General features: G+C 36.1%; 20 protein-coding genes. 2 read left to right on the top strand and 18 right to left on the bottom strand.

What is annotated here, in order from left to right:
* Positions 1–31: 31 nt before the first annotated feature.
* From acpP to sdaAB, 8 genes are all read right to left on the bottom strand, one after another.
* On the bottom strand, positions 32–265 hold the full coding sequence (acpP, locus tag OB_RS07905; protein ID WP_011065925.1) for an acyl carrier protein: 234 nt from the start codon (positions 263–265) through the stop codon (positions 32–34).
* 113 nt (positions 266–378) lie between these two features.
* On the bottom strand, positions 379–1,119 hold the full coding sequence (gene fabG / locus OB_RS07900; protein ID WP_011065924.1) for a 3-oxoacyl-[acyl-carrier-protein] reductase: 741 nt from the start codon (positions 1,117–1,119) through the stop codon (positions 379–381).
* Positions 1,120–2,058, bottom strand: a complete 939-nt coding sequence (gene fabD, locus OB_RS07895) for an ACP S-malonyltransferase (protein ID WP_011065923.1) — start codon at positions 2,056–2,058, stop codon at positions 1,120–1,122.
* A 2-nt stretch (positions 2,059–2,060) separates the two neighbouring features.
* Complete coding sequence (gene plsX, locus OB_RS07890) at positions 2,061–3,059, bottom strand: phosphate acyltransferase PlsX (protein WP_011065922.1); 999 nt, start codon at positions 3,057–3,059, stop codon at positions 2,061–2,063.
* A 1-nt stretch (position 3,060) separates the two neighbouring features.
* Positions 3,061–3,636: a transcription factor FapR gene (gene fapR / locus OB_RS07885; RefSeq protein ID WP_011065921.1), complete on the bottom strand. Its 576-nt coding sequence runs from the start codon at positions 3,634–3,636 to the stop codon at positions 3,061–3,063.
* Between the two features lie 253 nt (positions 3,637–3,889).
* Positions 3,890–5,920 carry an ATP-dependent DNA helicase RecG gene (recG, locus tag OB_RS07880; RefSeq protein WP_011065920.1) on the bottom strand — a complete coding sequence of 677 codons (2,031 nt, stop codon included), beginning with the start codon at positions 5,918–5,920 and terminating at the stop codon, positions 3,890–3,892.
* 16 nt (positions 5,921–5,936) lie between these two features.
* Positions 5,937–6,812, bottom strand: coding sequence for an L-serine ammonia-lyase, iron-sulfur-dependent, subunit alpha (gene sdaAA / locus OB_RS07875; protein ID WP_011065919.1), 876 nt, complete (start codon positions 6,810–6,812; stop codon positions 5,937–5,939).
* 34 nt (positions 6,813–6,846) lie between these two features.
* A complete protein-coding gene (gene sdaAB, locus OB_RS07870) occupies positions 6,847–7,509 on the bottom strand; it encodes an L-serine ammonia-lyase, iron-sulfur-dependent subunit beta (RefSeq protein ID WP_011065918.1) in 663 nt (220 codons plus the stop codon).
* Positions 7,510–7,725: 216 nt separating this feature from the next.
* On the opposite strand from sdaAB, the gene OB_RS07865 reads away from it, so the two are divergent.
* The gene (locus OB_RS07865) at positions 7,726–8,982 is read left to right on the top strand and encodes an NCS2 family permease (RefSeq protein WP_041544128.1); all 1,257 of its coding nucleotides are present in this window, start codon (positions 7,726–7,728) and stop codon (positions 8,980–8,982) included.
* Between the two features lie 359 nt (positions 8,983–9,341).
* On the opposite strand, the gene OB_RS07860 is transcribed toward OB_RS07865, so the two are convergent.
* Both OB_RS07860 and OB_RS07855 read right to left on the bottom strand, forming a co-directional pair.
* Entirely contained in the window at positions 9,342–11,000 is a 1,659-nt protein-coding gene (locus tag OB_RS07860; protein WP_011065916.1) for a DAK2 domain-containing protein, read from the bottom strand.
* Between the two features lie 28 nt (positions 11,001–11,028).
* Entirely contained in the window at positions 11,029–11,391 is a 363-nt protein-coding gene (locus tag OB_RS07855; protein ID WP_011065915.1) for an Asp23/Gls24 family envelope stress response protein, read from the bottom strand.
* Positions 11,392–11,876: 485 nt separating this feature from the next.
* Here OB_RS07855 and rpmB point away from each other — a divergent pair, with 485 nt between their 5' ends.
* Positions 11,877–12,065: a 50S ribosomal protein L28 gene (gene rpmB / locus OB_RS07850; protein WP_010649390.1), complete on the top strand. Its 189-nt coding sequence runs from the start codon at positions 11,877–11,879 to the stop codon at positions 12,063–12,065.
* Between the two features lie 169 nt (positions 12,066–12,234).
* Here the strand turns inward: rpmB and spoVM are convergent, their stop codons facing one another.
* From spoVM to fmt, 8 genes are all read right to left on the bottom strand, one after another.
* Complete coding sequence (gene spoVM, locus OB_RS07845; protein WP_011065914.1) at positions 12,235–12,318, bottom strand: stage V sporulation protein SpoVM; 84 nt, start codon at positions 12,316–12,318, stop codon at positions 12,235–12,237.
* Between the two features lie 41 nt (positions 12,319–12,359).
* Positions 12,360–13,010 carry a thiamine diphosphokinase gene (locus OB_RS07840; protein ID WP_011065913.1) on the bottom strand — a complete coding sequence of 217 codons (651 nt, stop codon included), beginning with the start codon at positions 13,008–13,010 and terminating at the stop codon, positions 12,360–12,362.
* Positions 13,010–13,666: a ribulose-phosphate 3-epimerase gene (gene rpe, locus OB_RS07835; RefSeq protein WP_011065912.1), complete on the bottom strand. Its 657-nt coding sequence runs from the start codon at positions 13,664–13,666 to the stop codon at positions 13,010–13,012. Before rpe ends, OB_RS07840 begins: the two co-directional genes overlap by 1 nt.
* Before the next feature lies 1 nt (position 13,667).
* Positions 13,668–14,549, bottom strand: a complete 882-nt coding sequence (gene rsgA, locus OB_RS07830) for a ribosome small subunit-dependent GTPase A (protein ID WP_011065911.1) — start codon at positions 14,547–14,549, stop codon at positions 13,668–13,670.
* Positions 14,550–16,616 (bottom strand): Stk1 family PASTA domain-containing Ser/Thr kinase, encoded by a 2,067-nt coding sequence (gene pknB, locus OB_RS07825; protein WP_011065910.1) that lies wholly within the window; start codon positions 16,614–16,616, stop codon positions 14,550–14,552.
* Positions 16,609–17,373 (bottom strand): Stp1/IreP family PP2C-type Ser/Thr phosphatase, encoded by a 765-nt coding sequence (locus tag OB_RS07820; RefSeq protein ID WP_011065909.1) that lies wholly within the window; start codon positions 17,371–17,373, stop codon positions 16,609–16,611. Before OB_RS07820 ends, pknB begins: the two co-directional genes overlap by 8 nt.
* A 95-nt stretch (positions 17,374–17,468) precedes the next feature.
* On the bottom strand, positions 17,469–18,815 hold the full coding sequence (gene rsmB, locus OB_RS07815; protein WP_011065908.1) for a 16S rRNA (cytosine(967)-C(5))-methyltransferase RsmB: 1,347 nt from the start codon (positions 18,813–18,815) through the stop codon (positions 17,469–17,471).
* Between the two features lies 1 nt (position 18,816).
* The gene (fmt, locus tag OB_RS07810) at positions 18,817–19,758 is read right to left on the bottom strand and encodes a methionyl-tRNA formyltransferase (RefSeq protein WP_011065907.1); all 942 of its coding nucleotides are present in this window, start codon (positions 19,756–19,758) and stop codon (positions 18,817–18,819) included.
* Between the last annotated feature and the right edge of the window lie 8 nt (positions 19,759–19,766).

Here is a 19,766-nt window from a genome sequence, read left to right as displayed (position 1 = left end):
CCAACCTCTGAGTGAACCAATATAAATTCAATTAAGCTTTGCTGTTTATGTAATCTACAGCATCACCTACTGTATTTATTTTTTCAGCATCCTCATCTGCGATTTCCATATCGAATTCATCTTCTAATTCCATAACAAGTTCCACCACATCTAGAGAATCTGCGTCTAGATCATCTTTAAAAGATGCTTCCATAGTTACTTTAGACTCTTCCACATCAAGGCGATCAATTATAATTTCTTTCACACGGTCAAATACTTCTGCCACTTCCTTCACCCCCTTTCAAAGAATATTCTTCATAAACTGCTTACGTTTGTTTTCTTTCCAATTACTTTTGGGTTAATCCCTACCATAACTAAAAGTTTAGCTATGTCATTGTATTACATCACCATACCACCGTCAATATGGATTGTTTGACCTGTAATATAATTGGCATCTTCTGTTGCTAAGAAACGAACTACTCTCGCTACATCTTCCGGTTTACCAAAACGCTCTAATGGCACAAGACTTAGGAGTGAATCTTGTTGTTCTTTACTTAATTGATCCGTCATATCCGTAGAAATAAAACCTGGAGCTACTGCATTTACTAAAATATTTCTAGAAGCTAATTCTTTTGCAGATGTTTTTGTTAAACCAATTACTCCTGCTTTTGCAGCTACATAATTTGCTTGTCCTGGATTACCGCTCACCCCTACGATAGAAGCCACATTGATAATTCTTCCAGATTTTTGTTTCATCATTTGCCGTGTAACTGCTTTCGTACATAAGAATGTACCTTTTAAATTTGTTTGTACTACTTGATCAAATTCATCTTCTTTCATCCGCATCAAGAGATTATCTTTTGTTATCCCAGCATTGTTCACAAGAATATCAATAGTACCAAATTCATTTGTAACGGACTTCATCATTTCCTTTACTTCTGACTCATTTGAGATATTTGCCTGGAATTTGAACGAACGAACACCAAGACTTATCGCTTCTTGAACTACCTCTTCTGCTTTATCTTCACTTCCCGCATAATTCACTACAACATTTGCACCTTGTTTTGCAAGTTCAAGTGCAATAGATCTACCTATACCTCGAGAAGCTCCTGTTACGATCGCATTTTTCCCTTGTAGCATTTATACTTCCTCCTCGTACCATTCCATAAATTTATCTAGAGATGCCTGGTCTTGAATTGCAAAAGTAGGCATTCGGCGGTTGATTTTCTTTACTAACCCCGATAAAACTTTCCCTGTCCCAATTTCGACAAAGGCATCGACACCACTTTCAATCATATGATTTATCGACTCTTCAAATCTGACTGGAGAATATAGTTGTTTAAGTAGTAATTCCTTTAATTCTCCGCTATCTGATGTAGCACTTGCTGATACATTTGCATATACTGGTGGTTTTGCATCACTAATTTCTACATCATCTAAATAAGTAGCGAACTCATCATTTGCTGCCTTCATTAGCTTTGAATGGAATGGTCCACTTACATTTAACGGAAGTACTCGTTTTGCTCCTTTATCTTTCAAAAGAATAGTTGCCTGTTCTACACCTTTTACAGATCCAGAAATAACAACTTGGCCTGGACAATTCAGGTTAGCAATATCAACTACTTGATCTTTAATTTCTGATAAAGTCGATTCAATCGTAGTTGCATCAAGACCTAGTACTGCAGCCATCGTTCCCTGCCCTTTCGGAAATGCTGCTTCCATTAATCGTCCACGTATTTGCACTAATGTTAAAGCGTCTTGCCAAGTAAATGCTCCTGAAGCAACTAGAGCACTATATTCCCCTAGACTATGACCGACTGTCATTGCTGGAGTTACTCCTCGTTCTTCTAATAATTTTTGAACAGCTACACTTGATAATAAAAGAGCTGGTTGTGTGTTTTCTGTCTGGGTTAACTCTTTCTCAGGCCCTTCAAACATTAATTCTTGAATATCTTTATCTAATATCTGGTTTGCTTCTGAATAAAGCTCTTGAATCATTGGATGTGCATCATATAATTCCTTACCCATCCCGACTGTTTGTGAACCTTGTCCAGGAAACATGAATGCTACTTTTTTCAAGTTTACTCCTCCTCTACTTTCCCTATAGATTCCACTGTAGCTGTTATCGTCGGTGTAACTTCAAATTCCACCATATGTTTTGCTTGCTTAATAGCATTATAGATTGCTCTAGCATTGGAAGAACCGTGCGCTTTAATTACCGGAGCAGCAAGGCCGAATAGTCCAGCTCCTCCATACTCAGAATAATCAAGCTTATCTTTTAGCCCTCCCAAATCCTTCTTGACTAACGCAGCAGCTAATTTTGTTTTGGTAGAAGACATTAATGTTCCTTTTAACAGAGAGAAGATGGTTTCTGCTGTTCCTTCAATCGTTTTTAGTGCAACATTTCCGCTAAATCCATCGGTTACTACTACATCAGCGACACCATTTAAAATATCTCTCGCTTCCACGTTACCAACGAAATTTATAGGTGCAGATTGCAATAATTCAAATGCTTTCTTTGTAAGATCATTACCTTTTCCGTCTTCGGTTCCTACATTTAGAAGTCCCACTCTTGGCTGTTGAATCTTTCTTACTTTTTCAGAATAAATGGATCCCATAATTGCATATTGCAGTAAGTGGTCTGGCTTAGCGTCTACATTCGCTCCAACATCAAGCATTAAAAATCCTTTACCATCGACCGTTGGTAATGTTGGACTAAGTGCTGGACGGTCTATCCCTGGAATTCTTCCGACTACAAAGAGCCCTGCGCTCATTAAGGCCCCAGTATTCCCGGCAGATATACACGCATCAGCTTGTTTTTCTTTAACTGCATTTGCCATGAGTACCAGTGAAGCGTTTTTCTTTCTTCTTACTGCACGAACTGGCTCATCATTACTAGTAATTACTTCTTCTGTATGTACTATTGTAATATTTTTATTATTCGTTAGATGAGGGCTAATTTGATTTTCATCACCATATAATGTAATTTCAACATCTAATTCCTTTACAGCATCCATCGCACCAAGAACAACTTCCTTTGGTGCATGGTCCCCACCCATCGCATCTATTGCTAAACGCATATTAATTTTCTCCTTTTTCATTACTAGAATGGAACATAAAAAATTCACCTGTAAAGACAAGTTCATTTTCTACATAGCTGCTCACTTCTACAATCGTACGATCCCGATTGTCTTTTCCTTTTACGATAGCTTTTGCTATAACACGTTCTCCTTCGTTCACTTGTCTCGTGAATTTCAAATTTGATTTTGCCGTTAAAGCAAGTTCATCATTGATAACAGCGACTGCTAATGAATTTGCTTGTGCAAATATATGATGCCCTCGAGCAATTTTATTTCTCGAAAATACTAAATCTGGTGTGATATCCATGATTGATATTGCTCGCTCGTCTAGCTCTAAATCAATAACTTCTCCAATAACTTCCTCTAAGGGCAATGCTTTAACTGTTTCATTCCATTGATTGGTCGCAACATGTTTAATTCGCTCTCTTAATTCTGGAATAGCTAATTCCATTCGATCCAGGCGAATCGTCTGAATGCTTACGTGGAATTCTTTTGCTAATTGTTCATCCGTTACAAAAGGTGTTAATTCTATTTTTTCTTTAAGCATACTTTGACGTTCAACTTTCGATCTTTTCATCTGCATCAACTATCTTTCATTCGAATTTAAGACTTGGTACTAATAGTAATATATAATAGTCAGCTTATTTATGCAAGCTATCTGTATAAAATATGAATGCTGTACTAAGTAGACTTCGATGTAGTATCTTTCACATTGTAGCAAGCACCGGATTTATCTAATAATCTCATTTATCTTGTGAAGATTCACCATTCTCCATCTCAAGCACAATCACGTTGTTTTTATAGATCCGAATTCGAAAAACGACAGGCTATTAATCCAATTTTTCCATTCGATTTATTTCTTCTTCTAGAATAGAGCGAACTTGTTGATAATCTTCCTCTTCTAAAAGATTATTTTCAAGAATGATGGATGCATCATCTCTTGCTGTTTCAAGCGCTCGATAATCATGTACCATATCCGCTACTTTAAATTCTGGCATTCCACTTTGTTTTTTTCCAAAAAAATCACCTGGTCCTCGCAGCTGCAAATCTTGCTCTGACAACTCGAATCCATCCGTAGTTTCTGTCATAATTCGCATACGTTCTTTTCCGATTTCTCCCTTTGGTTCGGCAATAAGTATGCAATAACTTTGTTTCTCACCGCGCCCAACTCTTCCTCTTAATTGATGTAATTGTGATAATCCAAAACGCTCAGCATCATAAATAATCATTATTGTCGCATTTGGAACGTTCACACCTACTTCTACTACCGTTGTAGACACAAGCACCTGAATTTTATTTTCTGCAAATTGACGCATAACGTCCTCTTTTTCATTTGCAGTTAATCGCCCATGCATTAACCCAATTCGAATATCATCAGAATAATAAGCTTCGAGTTGATGATATAATTCCACCGCATTCTGTATATCTAGTTTATCTGATTCTTCGATGAGCGGACTTATTACATATGCTTGTTCCCCTTCATCAACACGCTTCCTTACGAAGTCTAATATTCGATCAAAGGTATTGGCTTTCACCCATAACGTTTCTATTTCTTTTCGCCCTGAAGGAAGTTGATCAATCACCGAAACATCCATATCTCCAAAAGCTGTTATTGCAAGTGTTCTAGGAATTGGCGTCGCTGTCATAAATAACACATCTGGATGTAACCCTTTGTCTCGTAGCACCCGTCTTTGCTCTACACCGAAACGATGCTGCTCATCTACAATAACTAATCCTAAGTTTTTAAAAAACACATCGCCTTGAATTAATGCATGTGTTCCTATGACAATATCTATCTTTTGATTTTCAATTTTTTCAGTCAGTTCTCTTCTTTTCTTTCCTTTTACAGATCCTGTTAAGAGAGCAATCTCAGCTCGTTCTCCAAACATTTGTTGAAGAGATTGAAAATGTTGCTCTGCTAAAATTTCTGTAGGCACCATTAACGCCCCTTGCTGTCCAGACGTTACAGATGCATACAAGCAAATAGCGGCAACAGCCGTTTTCCCTGAACCTACATCCCCTTGAAGCAAGCGATTCATTCGATGTGGATCCTTCATATCATTTAATATTTGCTTCAGTGCTCGATTTTGTGCATCTGTCAATTTGAATGGAAAACTCTTTATAAAAGAGGTCAATTTCTCTTGATCAAAATCTTGACGATTACCTGTTGTAGATTCTCTATGTTTTTTACGAAAGAGTTGCATTTTTAATTGAAAAAGCAAAAACTCTTCATATATAAATCGCCTTCTGGCATGCTTCAACTCCACACGATCTTTTGGAAAATGCATTGTTTTAACCGCATTCTCTCGGCTTGGTAGTTTATATTGATCTAAGTACGTAGCAGGAAGTATCTCTTTAATTTCTGTTACGGAATCTTTTAATGTATTAGAAATAAGCTTTTGAAATTTATAGGAAGTAAAATCGCCTTTAACGGAATAAATTGGTTTTATAGCACTTTTTTCTTCCATCCTGCCTAGCTGATAGTTACTAACCGTTATTTGCAGACGATGCGCATCCCATTTTCCAGTTAAGGTAATCCAACTTTGTGATGTTATTTGTTTTTTAGCAAATGAACGATTAAACATGACAGCCTTAACAGCGACACCATCAACTTCTACTGTAAAGGTAAGCCTAGATTTTTTTCTTCCATAAAAAGTAAGGGAAGGGTCATGGACCACTATCCCTTCTATAGTTACTTTATCATCATGGATTAATTCGTGTAGGGGTTTTTTTTCAAAGATATCATATCGATACGGAAAATATTCCAGCATATCCTCTACTGTATAAATATTCATCGTCGCTAATTGTTCGGCAACTTTTTCTCCAATTCCTTTTACTTCTGTTACAGGTTTTTGTATCACTTACATCACACTCTCTTTACACGGATACCCCAAATATTTTCTCTTTTAATAAACGACCTGTTGGTGTATCAGCTAATCCGCCTTCTCCTGTTTCACGTAAACTAGATGGCATTTGTTTTCCAATACGGTACATCGCTCCAATAACTTCATCACAAGGAATTCTACTTTCTACACCAGCTAATGCTAAATCTGCAGATACTATTGCTAAAGAGGATCCGCCAGCATTGCGTTTTACGCAAGGTACCTCTACTAAACCAGCTACTGGATCACATACTAATCCAAGCATATTTTTTAAAGTCATTGCAAATGCATGTGAAGATTGTTCTGGTGTACCTCCTGCCATTTCCACAATAGCAGCAGATGCCATCGCTCCTGCTGATCCTACTTCCGCTTGACAACCACCAGCTGCACCTGAAATAAACGCATTATTTGCAACTACAAAACCAAATGCTCCAGAAGTAAATAGGTAGCGAATCATTTGTTCCCGACTCGGATTAAGCTGCTCTTTCACGGCAAATAATGTCCCTGGCACGCATCCTGCACTACCTGCTGTTGGTGTTGCGCAAATGATTCCCATTGCTGCATTCACTTCATTGGTACCCATTGCCTTACTTACCGCATCCATCATTAAATTTCCAGATAAAGGTGTTTTTTCTTTCATATATTTTTGCACTTTAACCGCATCTCCACCAGTTAATCCTGTCACAGATTCTACACCTTTTAAAGCATCTTCAATTGCGTTTCCCATCACCTGGAGATTCTTTTCCATTTCAGCCATCACTTGCTCTCGAGACTGTTCTTTTACTTCCATTTCTTGCAAAATCATTACTTCAGATATCGGTATTTGTTTTTCATTTGCTGTGTCAACTAACTCTTTAACTGTACGAAACATCGTTAAACCCTCCTTTGAGATACATCAAACCACTTTAACTTACAATTTTTGAGATGGAAATGATATGATCTGCTGCATTTAATTCATTTAGTATTTCATCTTCTATATTTTGATCGACTTCGATTACCATTAAAGCTTCTTTGCCAACATCTTTCCGATTAACTTCCATATGCCCAATGTTAATTTCATGTTTTGCAAGTATTTTCGTAACGGAAGCGATTGCACCAAATCGATCATTGTGCATAATTAAAATTGCAGGATGATTCCCAGACAATCTCAATTCAAAACCGTTTAGCTCAGTAATTTCCACTTTTCCTCCGCCTATAGAAATCCCCATCAATTCTTGTTGGTCATTTTCATCCCCAATAATAAGACGTGCCGTATTCGGGTGACTTGCTGAGGCACTGTCTTCTATAAATTCGATTTCTAATCCTTGATCTTTGGCAATTTCTAACGCATCATTCATACGAGGATCATCTGTTTCAAATCCTAATAATCCGCCGGCTAATGCGAAATCAGTCCCATGACCACGGTATGTTTTTGCAAAAGATTCATAAAGATGAATTTTCGCCCATTTTGGCTGTTTTCCAAATAGATTTCTTGCAGCTTTTCCTATACGAGCAGCACCTGCTGTATGTGAGCTAGATGGCCCTACCATAACCGGACCGATTATATCAAACACTGAATTATATTTCATGTGTTAACACCGCCTATTTTTTTACTTTATATATCTCTTCTTACTTCATAAGTATAACAAAAATCCCTATATAATTCATGAATCAAAACGAACATACCTTCTAATACTAAGCTAAATTTGACTTTCCTTCTTTCTGTCACTATAATAATTCTTTGTGGATAAAGCATATCGGCTTTATTGGGCGGGAGAGGGACAGCATGATTGCAGAGGTTTATTATGGAGCAACATGATTCATTAAGAAAGGAAATCATCGCTGGAGTAATTGGCTTTTTTACAACCGTTTATATCGTTATTGTGAATGGGTCTATTTTAAGTGAAGCAGGTGTTTCTTTAGAAACTGGAATGATTGCAACGATTATGGCTAGTTTCGTTGGAACAATGATCATGGGGATATTTGGTAAACTCCCCCTAATACTTATTCCTGGAATGGGTATTAATGCATTATTTGCATATTCTATTATCGGTAATAACAACTTCTCATTTCAAGAAGGGCTAGCCATTGTATGGATTGCCGGCCTTATATTTGTTATTACTGCATTCACCCGTTTAGGAACCATCTTAAAAGAAGCTATACCAGACTCATTAAAACATGCTATTACTGTCGGATTAGGATTTTTCTTAATTCTTATCGGATTAGAAAAAAGCGGGATTGTCATTAGTGGAGATAGCACCGTAATTGCAATTGGAGATTTCACATCACCTGCAGTGATTACCGGTTTAGTTACCTTATTTATTGCTATTTTCTTGTTTGTTAAAAATATCCCAGCTAATTTTTTAATAACGATGGTAATTGGTACTGTAATCGCGGTGGTAACTGGCGTTGAAACGAGACAAGCTAGCTCGATACAATTCCAGCTAAACGAATTGATGTTTATACCATCTTTTCAAGCTATTGGAGATATATCCTTTTGGTTGGCAATATTTACGCTATCACTAATTCTTATATTTGAAAATATGGGGATATTAAACGGGCAACTCGATATGTTAGATAAACAAAAAGGGTATAAAAAAGCATTTCGAATTACAGCAACATCTTCGTTGACATCTGCTTTGTTCGGAACTTCTCCAACGGTCTCAAGTGCTGAGAATGCTGCTGTAATTGCATCAGGTGGAAAAACAGGAAAAGCAGCAATTACTGCAGGGATATTGTTCCTAGCAACGATTATATTCATTCCTTGGATATCTTTAGTCCCTAATACAGCAATTAGTCCTATCTTAATTATCGTTGGTTTTCTTATGGCACAGAATATAAAGCATTTACCCCTACAGCAACTCGCAGATTGTATTCCAGCTCTGTTAATTGTTGTCATGATACCTTTTACTTATAGTATCGGGGATGGAATGGCTTTTGGATTTATTGCTTATCCAATTGTTAAATGGGCTTTAGGTAAAAAAGAAGAAATATCAATACCATTGCTAATTATTTCAGGATTATTCTTCTTGGAATTTGCATTTAAAGTAATTGGTATTTAATTTTTAAATGAGAATGGGACAAAAGTATTCACGCAAAAGACAAATCCGAATGATCGGCCTATGAAAACCCGTTTCAGAAATATACTGCGCTTTCCATGGGCGGCTGGCGAGCCTCCGGATGCTCCGCATTCCAGAGTCTCGCCTAGGCCTTGCTCCCATAGGAGTCTCCGTATATTTCTTACACTTATTTTAGCTTTCATACGTCTTTTAGCAAGAATTTTTTGTTATGTCTCAACCTCATTTAAGATGTTTATATTCTTATTAACCATTCGGTTGTTTAATAAAAATTGGAAATTATGAAATCGACTCAGATATATTAAAACAGGTGAAGGATAAATTCCATCACCTGTTTTTGTTTACTATTCTACAGAAAAGATATAAGAGTATATAGGTTGTTTTCCATCATGAACTTCTACTTCAAGATCATAAGTATCTTCAATAAAAGCTGTTAATTTCTCAACTTCTTCTTCATTAACATCTTCCCCATAAAGAACAGTTAATAATTCATCTTCATCTGTAACCAATTGCTCAATTAAAGATTTTGCCGATTCTAACTGGTCTTTGTTTGTATTCACAATCTTTCCTTCATTCAGACCCATGAAGCTACCTTTTTCTATCGGCAAGCCATCAATTTTTGTATCTCTTACTGCATACGTAATTTGTCCTGTTTTCACTTGTAGACTTGCTTCTTCCATCACTGCTTTATTTTCATCAATATCTACATCCGGATGGAATGATAAAACTGCACTAATTCCTTGAGGAATTGTTTTGGTTGGGACTACACGGACATTTACATCAGCTATTTCTGCTGCTTGCTCAGCAGCCATTAAGATGTTTTTATTATTTGGTAAAACAATTACATTTTTTGCATTTGTTTGATTAATTGCTTCATTGATATCTTGGGTACTTGGATTCATTGTTTGTCCGCCTTCAATTACTACTGACACTCCAAGACTTTCAAATAATGTTTTTAACCCGCTACCCATGGCTACTGTTACGATTGCAAATTCTGTTTTTTCTTTAGGAATGTCTTTCTTCTTATCTCCAACAATGGCAGTATGCTGTTCACGCATATTTTCGATCTTCATATTAATCAGACTACCATATCGTTGCCCTAGGTTCATACAAGTACCTGGTGTCTCTGAATGAACATGTACCTTTACGATCTCATCATCCGAAACAACGAGTAACGAATCGCCCAACTCACTTAGTTCATTACGGAAGTCATCTTCGTTAAATGGATTTTTGTTAAGTTTATCTTCTTCAAACTTAACCATAAACTCCGTACAGTATCCATAAATTATTTCAGACGTATCCATGAAGTCTTGCGTAACTTTATGGTGCTCTGCATTTACCATTTCATCCATATTTACATTAGAAGCATCATCTTCTGGAAGTTCTTCACCTTTTAAAGCAGCTAAGAAACCTTCATAAATCGTTACTAAACCTTGTCCACCAGAATCTACTACACCTACTTCTTTTAAAACAGGTAATAAATCTGGAGTACGTTTTAATGACGCTTTCGCTTCTTTTAATACTTCTTCCATAAATTCAATGATATCTGTATGTTGTTCAGCAATTTCCATTGCTTTCTTTCCGGAATCTTTTGCTACTGTTAAAATTGTACCTTCTACCGGCTTCATAACTGCTTTATAGGCAGTTGCAACTCCTCCGTCAAATGCCTTTGCTAAATCTTTAACAGTTAATGTTTCTGCTGTTTCCATTCCTTTCGCAAAGCCACGGAAAATTTGCGATAATATAACTCCAGAATTCCCACGAGCACCCATTAGTAATCCTTTTGCGAATGCATTAGCAACTTCAGACGCATGATTAGTTTCAAGTTTTTTTACTTCATTAGCTCCAGAAGTTATTGACAAATTCATATTCGTTCCTGTATCACCATCTGGTACGGGGAATACATTTAAAGCATCTATTTTCTTTGCGTTATTAGAAAGATGATGTGCTCCAGAGAGCACCATTTGTGATAACATTACACCATCTATTTTTTCAATCGCCACTCTATTTCCTCCTCATAAACTGTAGCAACTAATCCTTCGCTACACGAACTCCTTGAATAAAAATATTGACAGAGTCAATTGACAATCCTAATGATTGGCTTAATGTATATTTCACCTGTGACTGTACATTATTAGCAACTTCAGAAATTTTCGTTCCATAACTAACAATAATATACATGTCTATATGTAGCTTATCATCATCTTGACGGACAACTATCCCACGTGAATAATTTTCTTTACGCAGCATTTCAGCAATTCCATCTTTTATTTGACTCTTTGAAGCCATTCCTACGATTCCATAACATTCCACTGCAGTTCCTCCAGCAATTGTTGCTATAACATCTGTTGTGATCGTTACTTGGCCGTCATTTGTGTTTAATTCAATGGACATTTATAGTTCCTCCTTTATGGTACTCTATAAATCAGCGCTTCCATTATAGAAAAATTCGTATTCCCCCTATAAATGGCTAGGCGAAAATCATTTTTTTAAAACTTGTATTTTGTCTTAGTTTAGAATAAGAATGACTAAGAATCCAATCCTATATGATATATCGTCATTTTATCATTTAACATTATTATCGTATATGCGTATTATAAGCTACACAGTTGAGTAAATTATACTACACCGTTAATAAATTTAAAAGCAAGTACTAAGATTAAGTATAAGTGCTTGTAAAATTTCCCCTTTATACAATGGACGAAATCCCTTTATCTGTCAAGTCTTTTTTCTTTATCCCATAATTTGGTTACACTATATTTAGAGAAACCAAAGTACTATAAATCCCTATATATGAAAGATTCAATTGCATTATTAGGTTACATATGGTAAATTATATTAGTAATACTGAGACAGTTATAGAGTAAGGAGGGAATAACATGGCTAGAAAATGTGTTGTAACTGGACGCCAAACTCGTAGTGGTAACCAACGCTCTCACGCTATGAATTCCAACAAGCGTAATTGGAAAGCTAATGTACAAAAAGTACGTATCATGGTAGACGGTAAACCGAAAAAAGTTTATGTATCCGCTCGCGCCCTAAAATCAGGTAAAGTTGAGCGCGTCTAATATACAATGATAACCGTATGATTAAAAAAACCTTATGCTAGTGATAGCATAAGGTTTTTTTATGTGGATTTTTTTGAAGTAGTACATTTTCTTGCAAGTAACAGAATGCAAAGATTCGTTTTATGAAAAAAAATGCTTCTGCCATCAATGACAAAAGCCTGTTTACTTATCACTTATCTTTTTTAAAAATACCAATAACAACCTTCACAAATCCACCAACAAACTTAGGAAGTTTAATCGTATAAAATTTCATGAATAAGGACCCCTCCTGTTTTACCATCCAGCAATCTAAGATTACTGGATCGTATCACAACTCTTTATTAGTAATAGTATGCCTGCCCGAAAAGAAAAAGTACCTTTTTTTTGAGTAAGCTTGTTTGAAATACATAAAGAAGATCCCCATTCAATTGTTTGATCTATTAAAGGATATTTAAAACCTTCTAGAGTCAAACCTTCTACTTTATTTGTAAAAGAAATAAAAGATATATAGGTGTAGCCTTGATTATTAATTGTATACTTCCCCGATTCTACCATCTCAATCTGATTAGAATGATCAATAATTTTCGCCTCAACATTTTTTTGAAGTAGTCGATATAATAATTGAATATTCATTAATTCATGGTCGAGTCTACCACCAGTAACACCAAATAATAGTATACGATCTACTTGCAGATCACTAGCAATTTGAATGGCAAGTTCCAGATCAGTATAGTTTTTTTCGGTAGAATACGTTAATACTTTCTTGGCGTGTTTGTTAATTTTTTGTTTTTCTTCGTCTGAGACGGAGTCAAAATCACCGAGGGCAATATCTATATTTAGGTTCGATTCTGCCAAATAAAGCGCCCCTCGATCTGCCCCTATCCAAAAATCTACTTCATATTGGTATTGGTTTAGATCAGGGAGCATATTTTTCGGACCATTGCCAATAATTCCAATGGTTTTCATTAGACTTTCGCCTTTTCTCTTAGCAATTCAATGGCTTGTTTTCGATTTTCATGATTAAAGATAGCACTCCCAGCTACTAATACATCAGCACCACTAGTCGTACATATCCCTGCTGTCTTTTCATTCACTCCGCCATCTACTTCGATTTCATAGGATAGTTTATACTTTTCTCGCCAATCTGCTAATTGTTTTATTTTTGACGTTGTCTCTTGAATAAATGATTGCCCACCAAAACCAGGATTAACAGTCATTATTAAGATAAGATCTACTTCTGCAAGAATAGGTTTAATCATTTCGACAGGTGTTGCTGGATTAATAACTACCCCTGGTTTCACGCCGTGTGAACGGATTAACTGTAAAGTTCGATGCAGATGTACACACGCTTCTTGATGTACCGTGATAATAGATGCACCTGCTTCTGCAAAAGCAGGAATATATGCGTCTGGATTTTCAATCATTAGGTGAACATCTAAAGGTAAATCTGTAATTGGTCTAATCGCTTCGACAACTAAAGGACCGATTGTTATATTAGGGACGAAATGCCCATCCATGACATCAACATGGATATAATCTGCACCCGCTTCTTCTACTTCCTTTATTTCTTGTCCTAGCTTTGCAAAATCTGCTGATAATATTGATGGTGCTATTTTTGTCATTCTAATACCTCGGCTTTCTTGTCTGTATTTCTTCTAAGAAACGCAGATAATGATTGTAACGAAAAACCGCAATTTCTTCGTTTTCTACAGCTTCTTTCACTGCACACTTTGGTTCTTTGTCATGCATACATCCTCTAAATTTACATAAATGCATGCGAGCGTTAAATTCCGGAAAACTATCCGCTAATTCTTCTGCTTCAATTTCACGAAACTCTAAAACACTAAATCCTGGTGTATCAGCAACTAACCCATTTCCTATTTTCATTAATTCCACATGTCGAGTAGTGTGTTTGCCTCTACCTAGACTTTTAGAGATTTCTGCAGTTTCTAATAATAATGAAGGATCTAGCACATTGATTAAGGATGATTTTCCTACTCCTGATTGACCCGCAAAAACAGATACTTTCTCATCAAAATAAGGTTCTAATTCAGGCAAAAGATCCTGATTTTTAGAGGAAACTAATTCCACTCGATAACCTATTTTTTCATAATGTTGTTTATATAGCTTGATATTTTCAAGTTGATCTTCGTTTAATAAATCTACTTTAGTAATTAATATTATTGGTTGGATATGCTTGGATTCAATTAATACTAGAAATCGATCCAGCAGTAACGTAGTAAAGTCAGGATCAACTGCAGAGCTTACTATTATTGCTTGATCGATATTAGCAATAGGAGGTCGAACTAATTCATTCGACCTCTCTTTGATTTCCATTATATATCCTTCATTATCATCTTTTGGCTCAAATTCAACATAATCACCAACTAGAGGAGTTATTTTCTTGTTTCGAAATAACCCTCTTCCTTTACAGACGAATTGTTGATTATCTGATTGTACGTAATAAAAGCCACTCAGCGCTTTTATAATCCTTCCTTCAGCCATCTAATCTTCTTCTCCTTCATATGAAACACTTCGTTCTTTTATAACCTCATCATCTCTCGTAACTTTATACTCTGCCTCTGAATCAGGCGGAACCATTAAAGTAAAGGTGAATTCTTCATCCTCTGTAATCGCTCTTTCTTCGTAAACATCCGAAATTTCATTATTGACATCACCAATATACACTCGAACAATTTGTTCTACAGGCTGCTGCTCTTCCTCATTACCATCTTCATTCTCCGAACCTTCTTCTTCCTGAGGCTCATAATTTACGGTGAAAGAGACCGTGTGAGAACGAGGAGGTATTTCCTCTGGACCCATAGAGAAATATACATCAACAGTTGAACCTTTCTCTAAATCAGTACCAGAAGGTGGCTCTTGTCTTATCACTCTTCCTTCATCCACGTTGTCTGAGTATTCTTCATGAGAATTCATCGTCAATTCATTCCGATCGATATAATCCTGAACTTCTTCCTTTGACATGCCAGTTAGATTATTTAAACTAACCAGTTCTGGACCAGAGCTTATCTCAAAAATCACCTTTGTTTCCCCAGGAACAACTTCACTTCCCGCTTCTGGTTGTATTTGTGAAATAATCTCTCCTACTGGCGCTTCAGATGATTTTTCATAAGAGGTAATATCCGTAAATCCTTCTTCTTCTAATAATTCTTTTACTTGTTCAAAGTCCTGACCTTCATAATCTTCCATTTCTACACGTTCTTGTCCTTGACTTACAAACATGGTAACTGTTGAGCCTTCCTTAACCGTTCTTCCAGCATTCGGGTCAGTACGTACAACAAGCCCATTTTCGATTTCATCTGAGAATACTTCCTCTTCTTCTACCTCTAAATTGCTCTCTTCTAGTGTCTGTTTCGCATCTGCAGAATCCATCTCAATGACATCTGGCATTGGAATATCTTTTGGTTGTGTAGCAAATACCGTAATACCAGTTACTAGAAGGGCTAAAAGCAGAATTGAAAATACAATCCAAAAAACTTTTTTCTTCTTTGATTTAGGTTTTTTATTCTTGGATTTCTTCTGTTCTTTTTTCACTTTTCCTTTTTTCTTCTTTTTATTATCTTTCGCGTGCGGTTCTTCTGGATAATTTTTTGTACCCTGATTTGTCGCATGAATAATGGTATCTTCATTATTATTATCGACTACATTATCTTGATCAGTAATGATTGGAATCGCTTTTGTTTCGTCGCCGACTTCCTCTGGTAATGAAAATGGTTCTTCATCTAATCGATTAGGATCCAATGCAGTTTCTAATGCCTCTTCTAATTCATAAATATTATTATAGCGATGGAATGGATCTTTGGCTGTTGCCTGTAAAACAATATTTTCCACACTTTGGGGAATGGATGGATTTGCTTTTTTTACAGAAGGTGTATTATTCTGCAAATGCTTAAGAGCTATCGACACAGGCGATTGTCCTGAAAAAGGTAATTTTCCTGTTAATAGTTCATATAAGACAATACCCATGGAATATATATCCGATTTTTTTGTTGCCATTCCTCCACGAGCTTGTTCTGGAGAAAGATAATGCACAGAACCTAAAATAGAATTAGTTTGTGTCAGAGCCGTAGCACTTAACGCCATTGCGATACCAAAATCTGTCACTTTGGCTTGTCCGGTACTATTAATTAAAATATTTTGTGGTTTTATATCACGATGAACAATTTCATTTGCATGTGCATGTGCTATTGCAGAAGTTAATTGCTTCATAATATCTAATGCTTCTGGAACATCAATTGGTCCATGTTGATGTATGTATTCTTTTAAAGTCATTCCATCGACATATTCCATAACCATATACAATAATTGATCTTCTTCCCCTACATCGAATATATTTACAATATTAGGGTGAGATAAGCTCGTCGCTGATTGTGCTTCACGATCAAAGCGAGCGATAAACTCTTGGTCATGTATATATTCCATTCGTAATGCTTTTACAGCTACATCACGTTCTAGTATTGTATCTCGGGCAAGATAGACGTTGGCCATTCCGCCTCCGCCAATCTTCTTAATTATCTTATAGCGTTCATTCAGCAGTTCTCCTTTATTCAACAGGCTCACCTGCCTCCTCAGCACTATCAGGATGGACAATTAATATTAGAGAAATATTATCTTCTCCTCCCCGATTATTTGCTAACTGAATCAGTTCATTACCAATTACTTCAATATCCTTAGTAGAATCTGTAAAGTCAGCTAGCTCGTGTTCAGTTACCTTATCCGATAACCCATCCGAGCACAATAATAATCGATCATTTTTTTGCCATGTTAATGTTTTTAAATCTACATTGACCTGATTATCCGTTCCTAACGCACGTAGAATCACATTTTTACGAGGGTGTATTTCAGCATCATCTTCAGAAATTTGCCCAATACGAACTAATTCATTTACAAAAGAATGATCCTCGGTTACTTGTTGGAAGCCATCTTCATTCAATAGATAACAGCGGCTATCTCCAACATGAGCAATCGTTACATATTCCTCTAATGCAACAGCAATAACTACAGTTGTCCCCATTCCTTCACAACGTTTATCTTCCTGTGATTTTTTAAATATATGCTGATTCGTTTGTTGAACTGCTTCTTTTAACCAGCCTTCCACTTGTTCCGGACCGCCCAAGTGGTCAGTTTCTAACCATTTTTGTTTAATACTTTCCGTTGCTAACTTGCTGGCAACATCACCCGCTTGGTGACCGCCCATACCATCTGCAATAATTGCAATTAGTTGATTACTTTTATTGTAAAACAATCCACCAGCATCTTCATTATGATTTCGAACCTTACCGCGGTCTGTAAGAAAATGTCCTTCCACTTGTTCCCCCCCTATCTCCAATTTTATTTCATTATAATCATAATTAACTATCTTTACATCAAGTATTGCACAAATTTACCAATAACAAAACGAAATTATCGGATTTTTTTTAATCTCGTTAAGAAGAAGCCATCTGTGTGAAAATCTTGTGGAAATAATTGCAATCCTTCTTCCGACCACCCAGGAGCCTCTTGTATTTCTACAGGTAATTCATCGCGAAAGCTTAAATCAATGGAGATGTCTTGGTGGTTCTTTAGGACCTGACGAACGACTTGATTATTTTCCTCTGTATCAACCGTACATGTACTATAAATTAATAGTCCATTTTCTTTTAATAATGGAATCACTTCATTTAAAATATCTTGTTGAATTTTTGCTAAACGTTGAATATCTTCTTCAGATTTCTCATATTTAATTTCTGGCTTTCCATTAATTACTCCTAAACCAGAACAAGGTGCATCGACAACAATACGATCAAACGATTCTTTTTCATATTTATCTGCTAGCTTCCTCGCATCCCCTTTTTGCGCAAGGATAGAAGACAATTGCAATGTAGTTGCTTTTTCATCAATTAATTTTATTTTTTTAGCATGTAAATCAAAAGCATGGATTGTACCTTTATCTAGCATCTTCTCAGCGACATGTGTCACTTTCCCTCCAGGAGCACTACAACTATCTAATACATTCATCTCCGGTTCCACAGCTAACATTTCACCAACAAGCATGGAACTTTGGTCTTGTATAGTAATTTTTCCATCTTTTAAAAGATTTGTCCTAAAGATATTTCCTTTTTCAATAATAATACCTTGGCTAGAAAATATAGAGGCACGACATTCAATACCAGATTGTTTCAACTCTTCCATAACATCTTCTCTAGAAGTCCGTAAAGGTTGAATACGGATGGAAAGTGGATGATGTTCTAAATTATTTCTACACATATTTGCAGTCGTTTCCATACCATACATTTCCGACCATCGTTTCACTAACCATTCTGGATGACTCGTCTCTATTGCTATACGTTCTATCGGGTCTTTAATTTCAGTTAATTCTGGTACTCCCTGACGTTGTAAACTACGTAATACTCCATTTACAAAAGATGATATTCCTTTATGCCCGCGCTGTTTCGCAATTTCCACGGACTCATGAATTACCGCATGGTCAGGTACTTTCTCTAAATAAATCATTTGATAAAATGACATTCTAAGTAAAGATTGGACCCATATATCTAACTTTTTCTTTGATTTAACAAACTTAGATAAGTAATAATCCAATGTCATCTGATGTTGTAAACTTCCATACACTACTTCTGTAAGTAAACGTTCATCCTTTTCATTCAATTGTCGTTGTTTTAATTCATGGTTTAGAAGTAAATTACTGAAACCATGATCCTTTTCAATTCGAATTAATATATCGAGCATTGTATTACGTAGTTGATACTTCATCTTATTCACCTAATTTAATTCCTATTTTTATTCGATCTTGAGAACCTTTCAAATAATCTTCAACCAACATGCGTTTTTTACCAGCAGGTTGAATTTCACTAACTTTTACAACCGTGTTATTACCACATTGTACATAAAAGCCATCTGTATCTTTTTCAATAATCTCACCAATATTACCTGATTTCGATGATTTAGATAATTCTTGGCCCCACCATATTTTCATTACTTTCCCCTCATAGGTTGTAAACGCTACTGGCCATGGGTGTAAGCCTCTGATTTGATTTATAATTTCATTAGCTGTTTTCGACCAATCAATCCGTTCTTGTTCTCTTGTAATATTAGAAGCAAAAGTAACCAAACTTTCATCCTGCTTCTTCGGTGTTATTTCATTATTAAACAGTGATGGTAGTGTTTCACTTAACAGATTCGCACCAGCTAATGATAATTTATCATGCATTGTTCCAACGTGATCATCCTGTTCAATTGGAACTTCAACTTGCGTTAAAATATCTCCTGCATCTAATTTTTCTGCCATATACATAATCGTAACTCCGGTCACTTCTTTCCCTTGCATAATTGCGTAATGAATTGGTGCACCGCCACGTAATTCTGGGAGAAGTGAAGCATGTACATTAATACAGCCAAAGGTTGGAATTTCTAATATCTCCTTCGGCAATATTTGTCCATATGCCGCTGTTACTATTAAGTCAGGTTTTAAATCTGTAATTTTTTTATAATCATCTCGAAGTTTCTCTGGTTGAAAAATATCTAAATCATGTTTAATCGCTTCTTCTTTAACCGGTGGTGGAGTGATAACTTTTTTTCTGCCTTTTGGACGATCGGGTTGGGTAACTACTAACACAATATCATATTTTAATTCTAGTAACTTCTGTAATACTGGTACCGCAAAATCTGGGGTACCCATAAACACAATTCGTTTCATTATTTATA

It is taken from the genome of Oceanobacillus iheyensis HTE831 (genome assembly GCF_000011245.1).
In the GTDB taxonomy this organism is placed as follows: Bacteria; Bacillota; Bacilli; order Bacillales; family Amphibacillaceae; genus Oceanobacillus; species Oceanobacillus iheyensis.
Note: the sequence above shows the minus strand (reverse complement) of the source record. Positions and strands in the feature narration are given on the sequence as shown.

What these genes read in the sequence shown, in the direction of transcription:
- rpe (WP_011065912.1), bottom strand. Translation starts at nt 13,666, where the DNA reads ATGACAAAAATAGCACCATCAATATTATCAGCAGATTTTGCAAAGCTA.
- fmt (WP_011065907.1), bottom strand. Translation starts at nt 19,758, where the DNA reads ATGAAACGAATTGTGTTTATGGGTACCCCAGATTTTGCGGTACCAGTA.
- fapR (WP_011065921.1), bottom strand. Translation starts at nt 3,636, where the DNA reads ATGAAAAGATCGAAAGTTGAACGTCAAAGTATGCTTAAAGAAAAAATA.
- sdaAA (WP_011065919.1), bottom strand. Translation starts at nt 6,812, where the DNA reads ATGTTTCGTACAGTTAAAGAGTTAGTTGACACAGCAAATGAAAAACAA.
- rsgA (WP_011065911.1), bottom strand. Translation starts at nt 14,549, where the DNA reads ATGGCTGAAGGAAGGATTATAAAAGCGCTGAGTGGCTTTTATTACGTA.
- OB_RS07855 (WP_011065915.1), bottom strand. Translation starts at nt 11,391, where the DNA reads ATGTCCATTGAATTAAACACAAATGACGGCCAAGTAACGATCACAACA.
- fabG (WP_011065924.1), bottom strand. Translation starts at nt 1,119, where the DNA reads ATGCTACAAGGGAAAAATGCGATCGTAACAGGAGCTTCTCGAGGTATA.
- plsX (WP_011065922.1), bottom strand. Translation starts at nt 3,059, where the DNA reads ATGCGTTTAGCAATAGATGCGATGGGTGGGGACCATGCACCAAAGGAA.
- sdaAB (WP_011065918.1), bottom strand. Translation starts at nt 7,509, where the DNA reads ATGAAATATAATTCAGTGTTTGATATAATCGGTCCGGTTATGGTAGGG.
- rpmB (WP_010649390.1), top strand. Translation starts at nt 11,877, where the DNA reads ATGGCTAGAAAATGTGTTGTAACTGGACGCCAAACTCGTAGTGGTAAC.
- OB_RS07865 (WP_041544128.1), top strand. Translation starts at nt 7,726, where the DNA reads ATGGAGCAACATGATTCATTAAGAAAGGAAATCATCGCTGGAGTAATT.
- OB_RS07840 (WP_011065913.1), bottom strand. Translation starts at nt 13,010, where the DNA reads ATGAAAACCATTGGAATTATTGGCAATGGTCCGAAAAATATGCTCCCT.
- spoVM (WP_011065914.1), bottom strand. Translation starts at nt 12,318, where the DNA reads ATGAAATTTTATACGATTAAACTTCCTAAGTTTGTTGGTGGATTTGTG.
- rsmB (WP_011065908.1), bottom strand. Translation starts at nt 18,815, where the DNA reads ATGAAGTATCAACTACGTAATACAATGCTCGATATATTAATTCGAATT.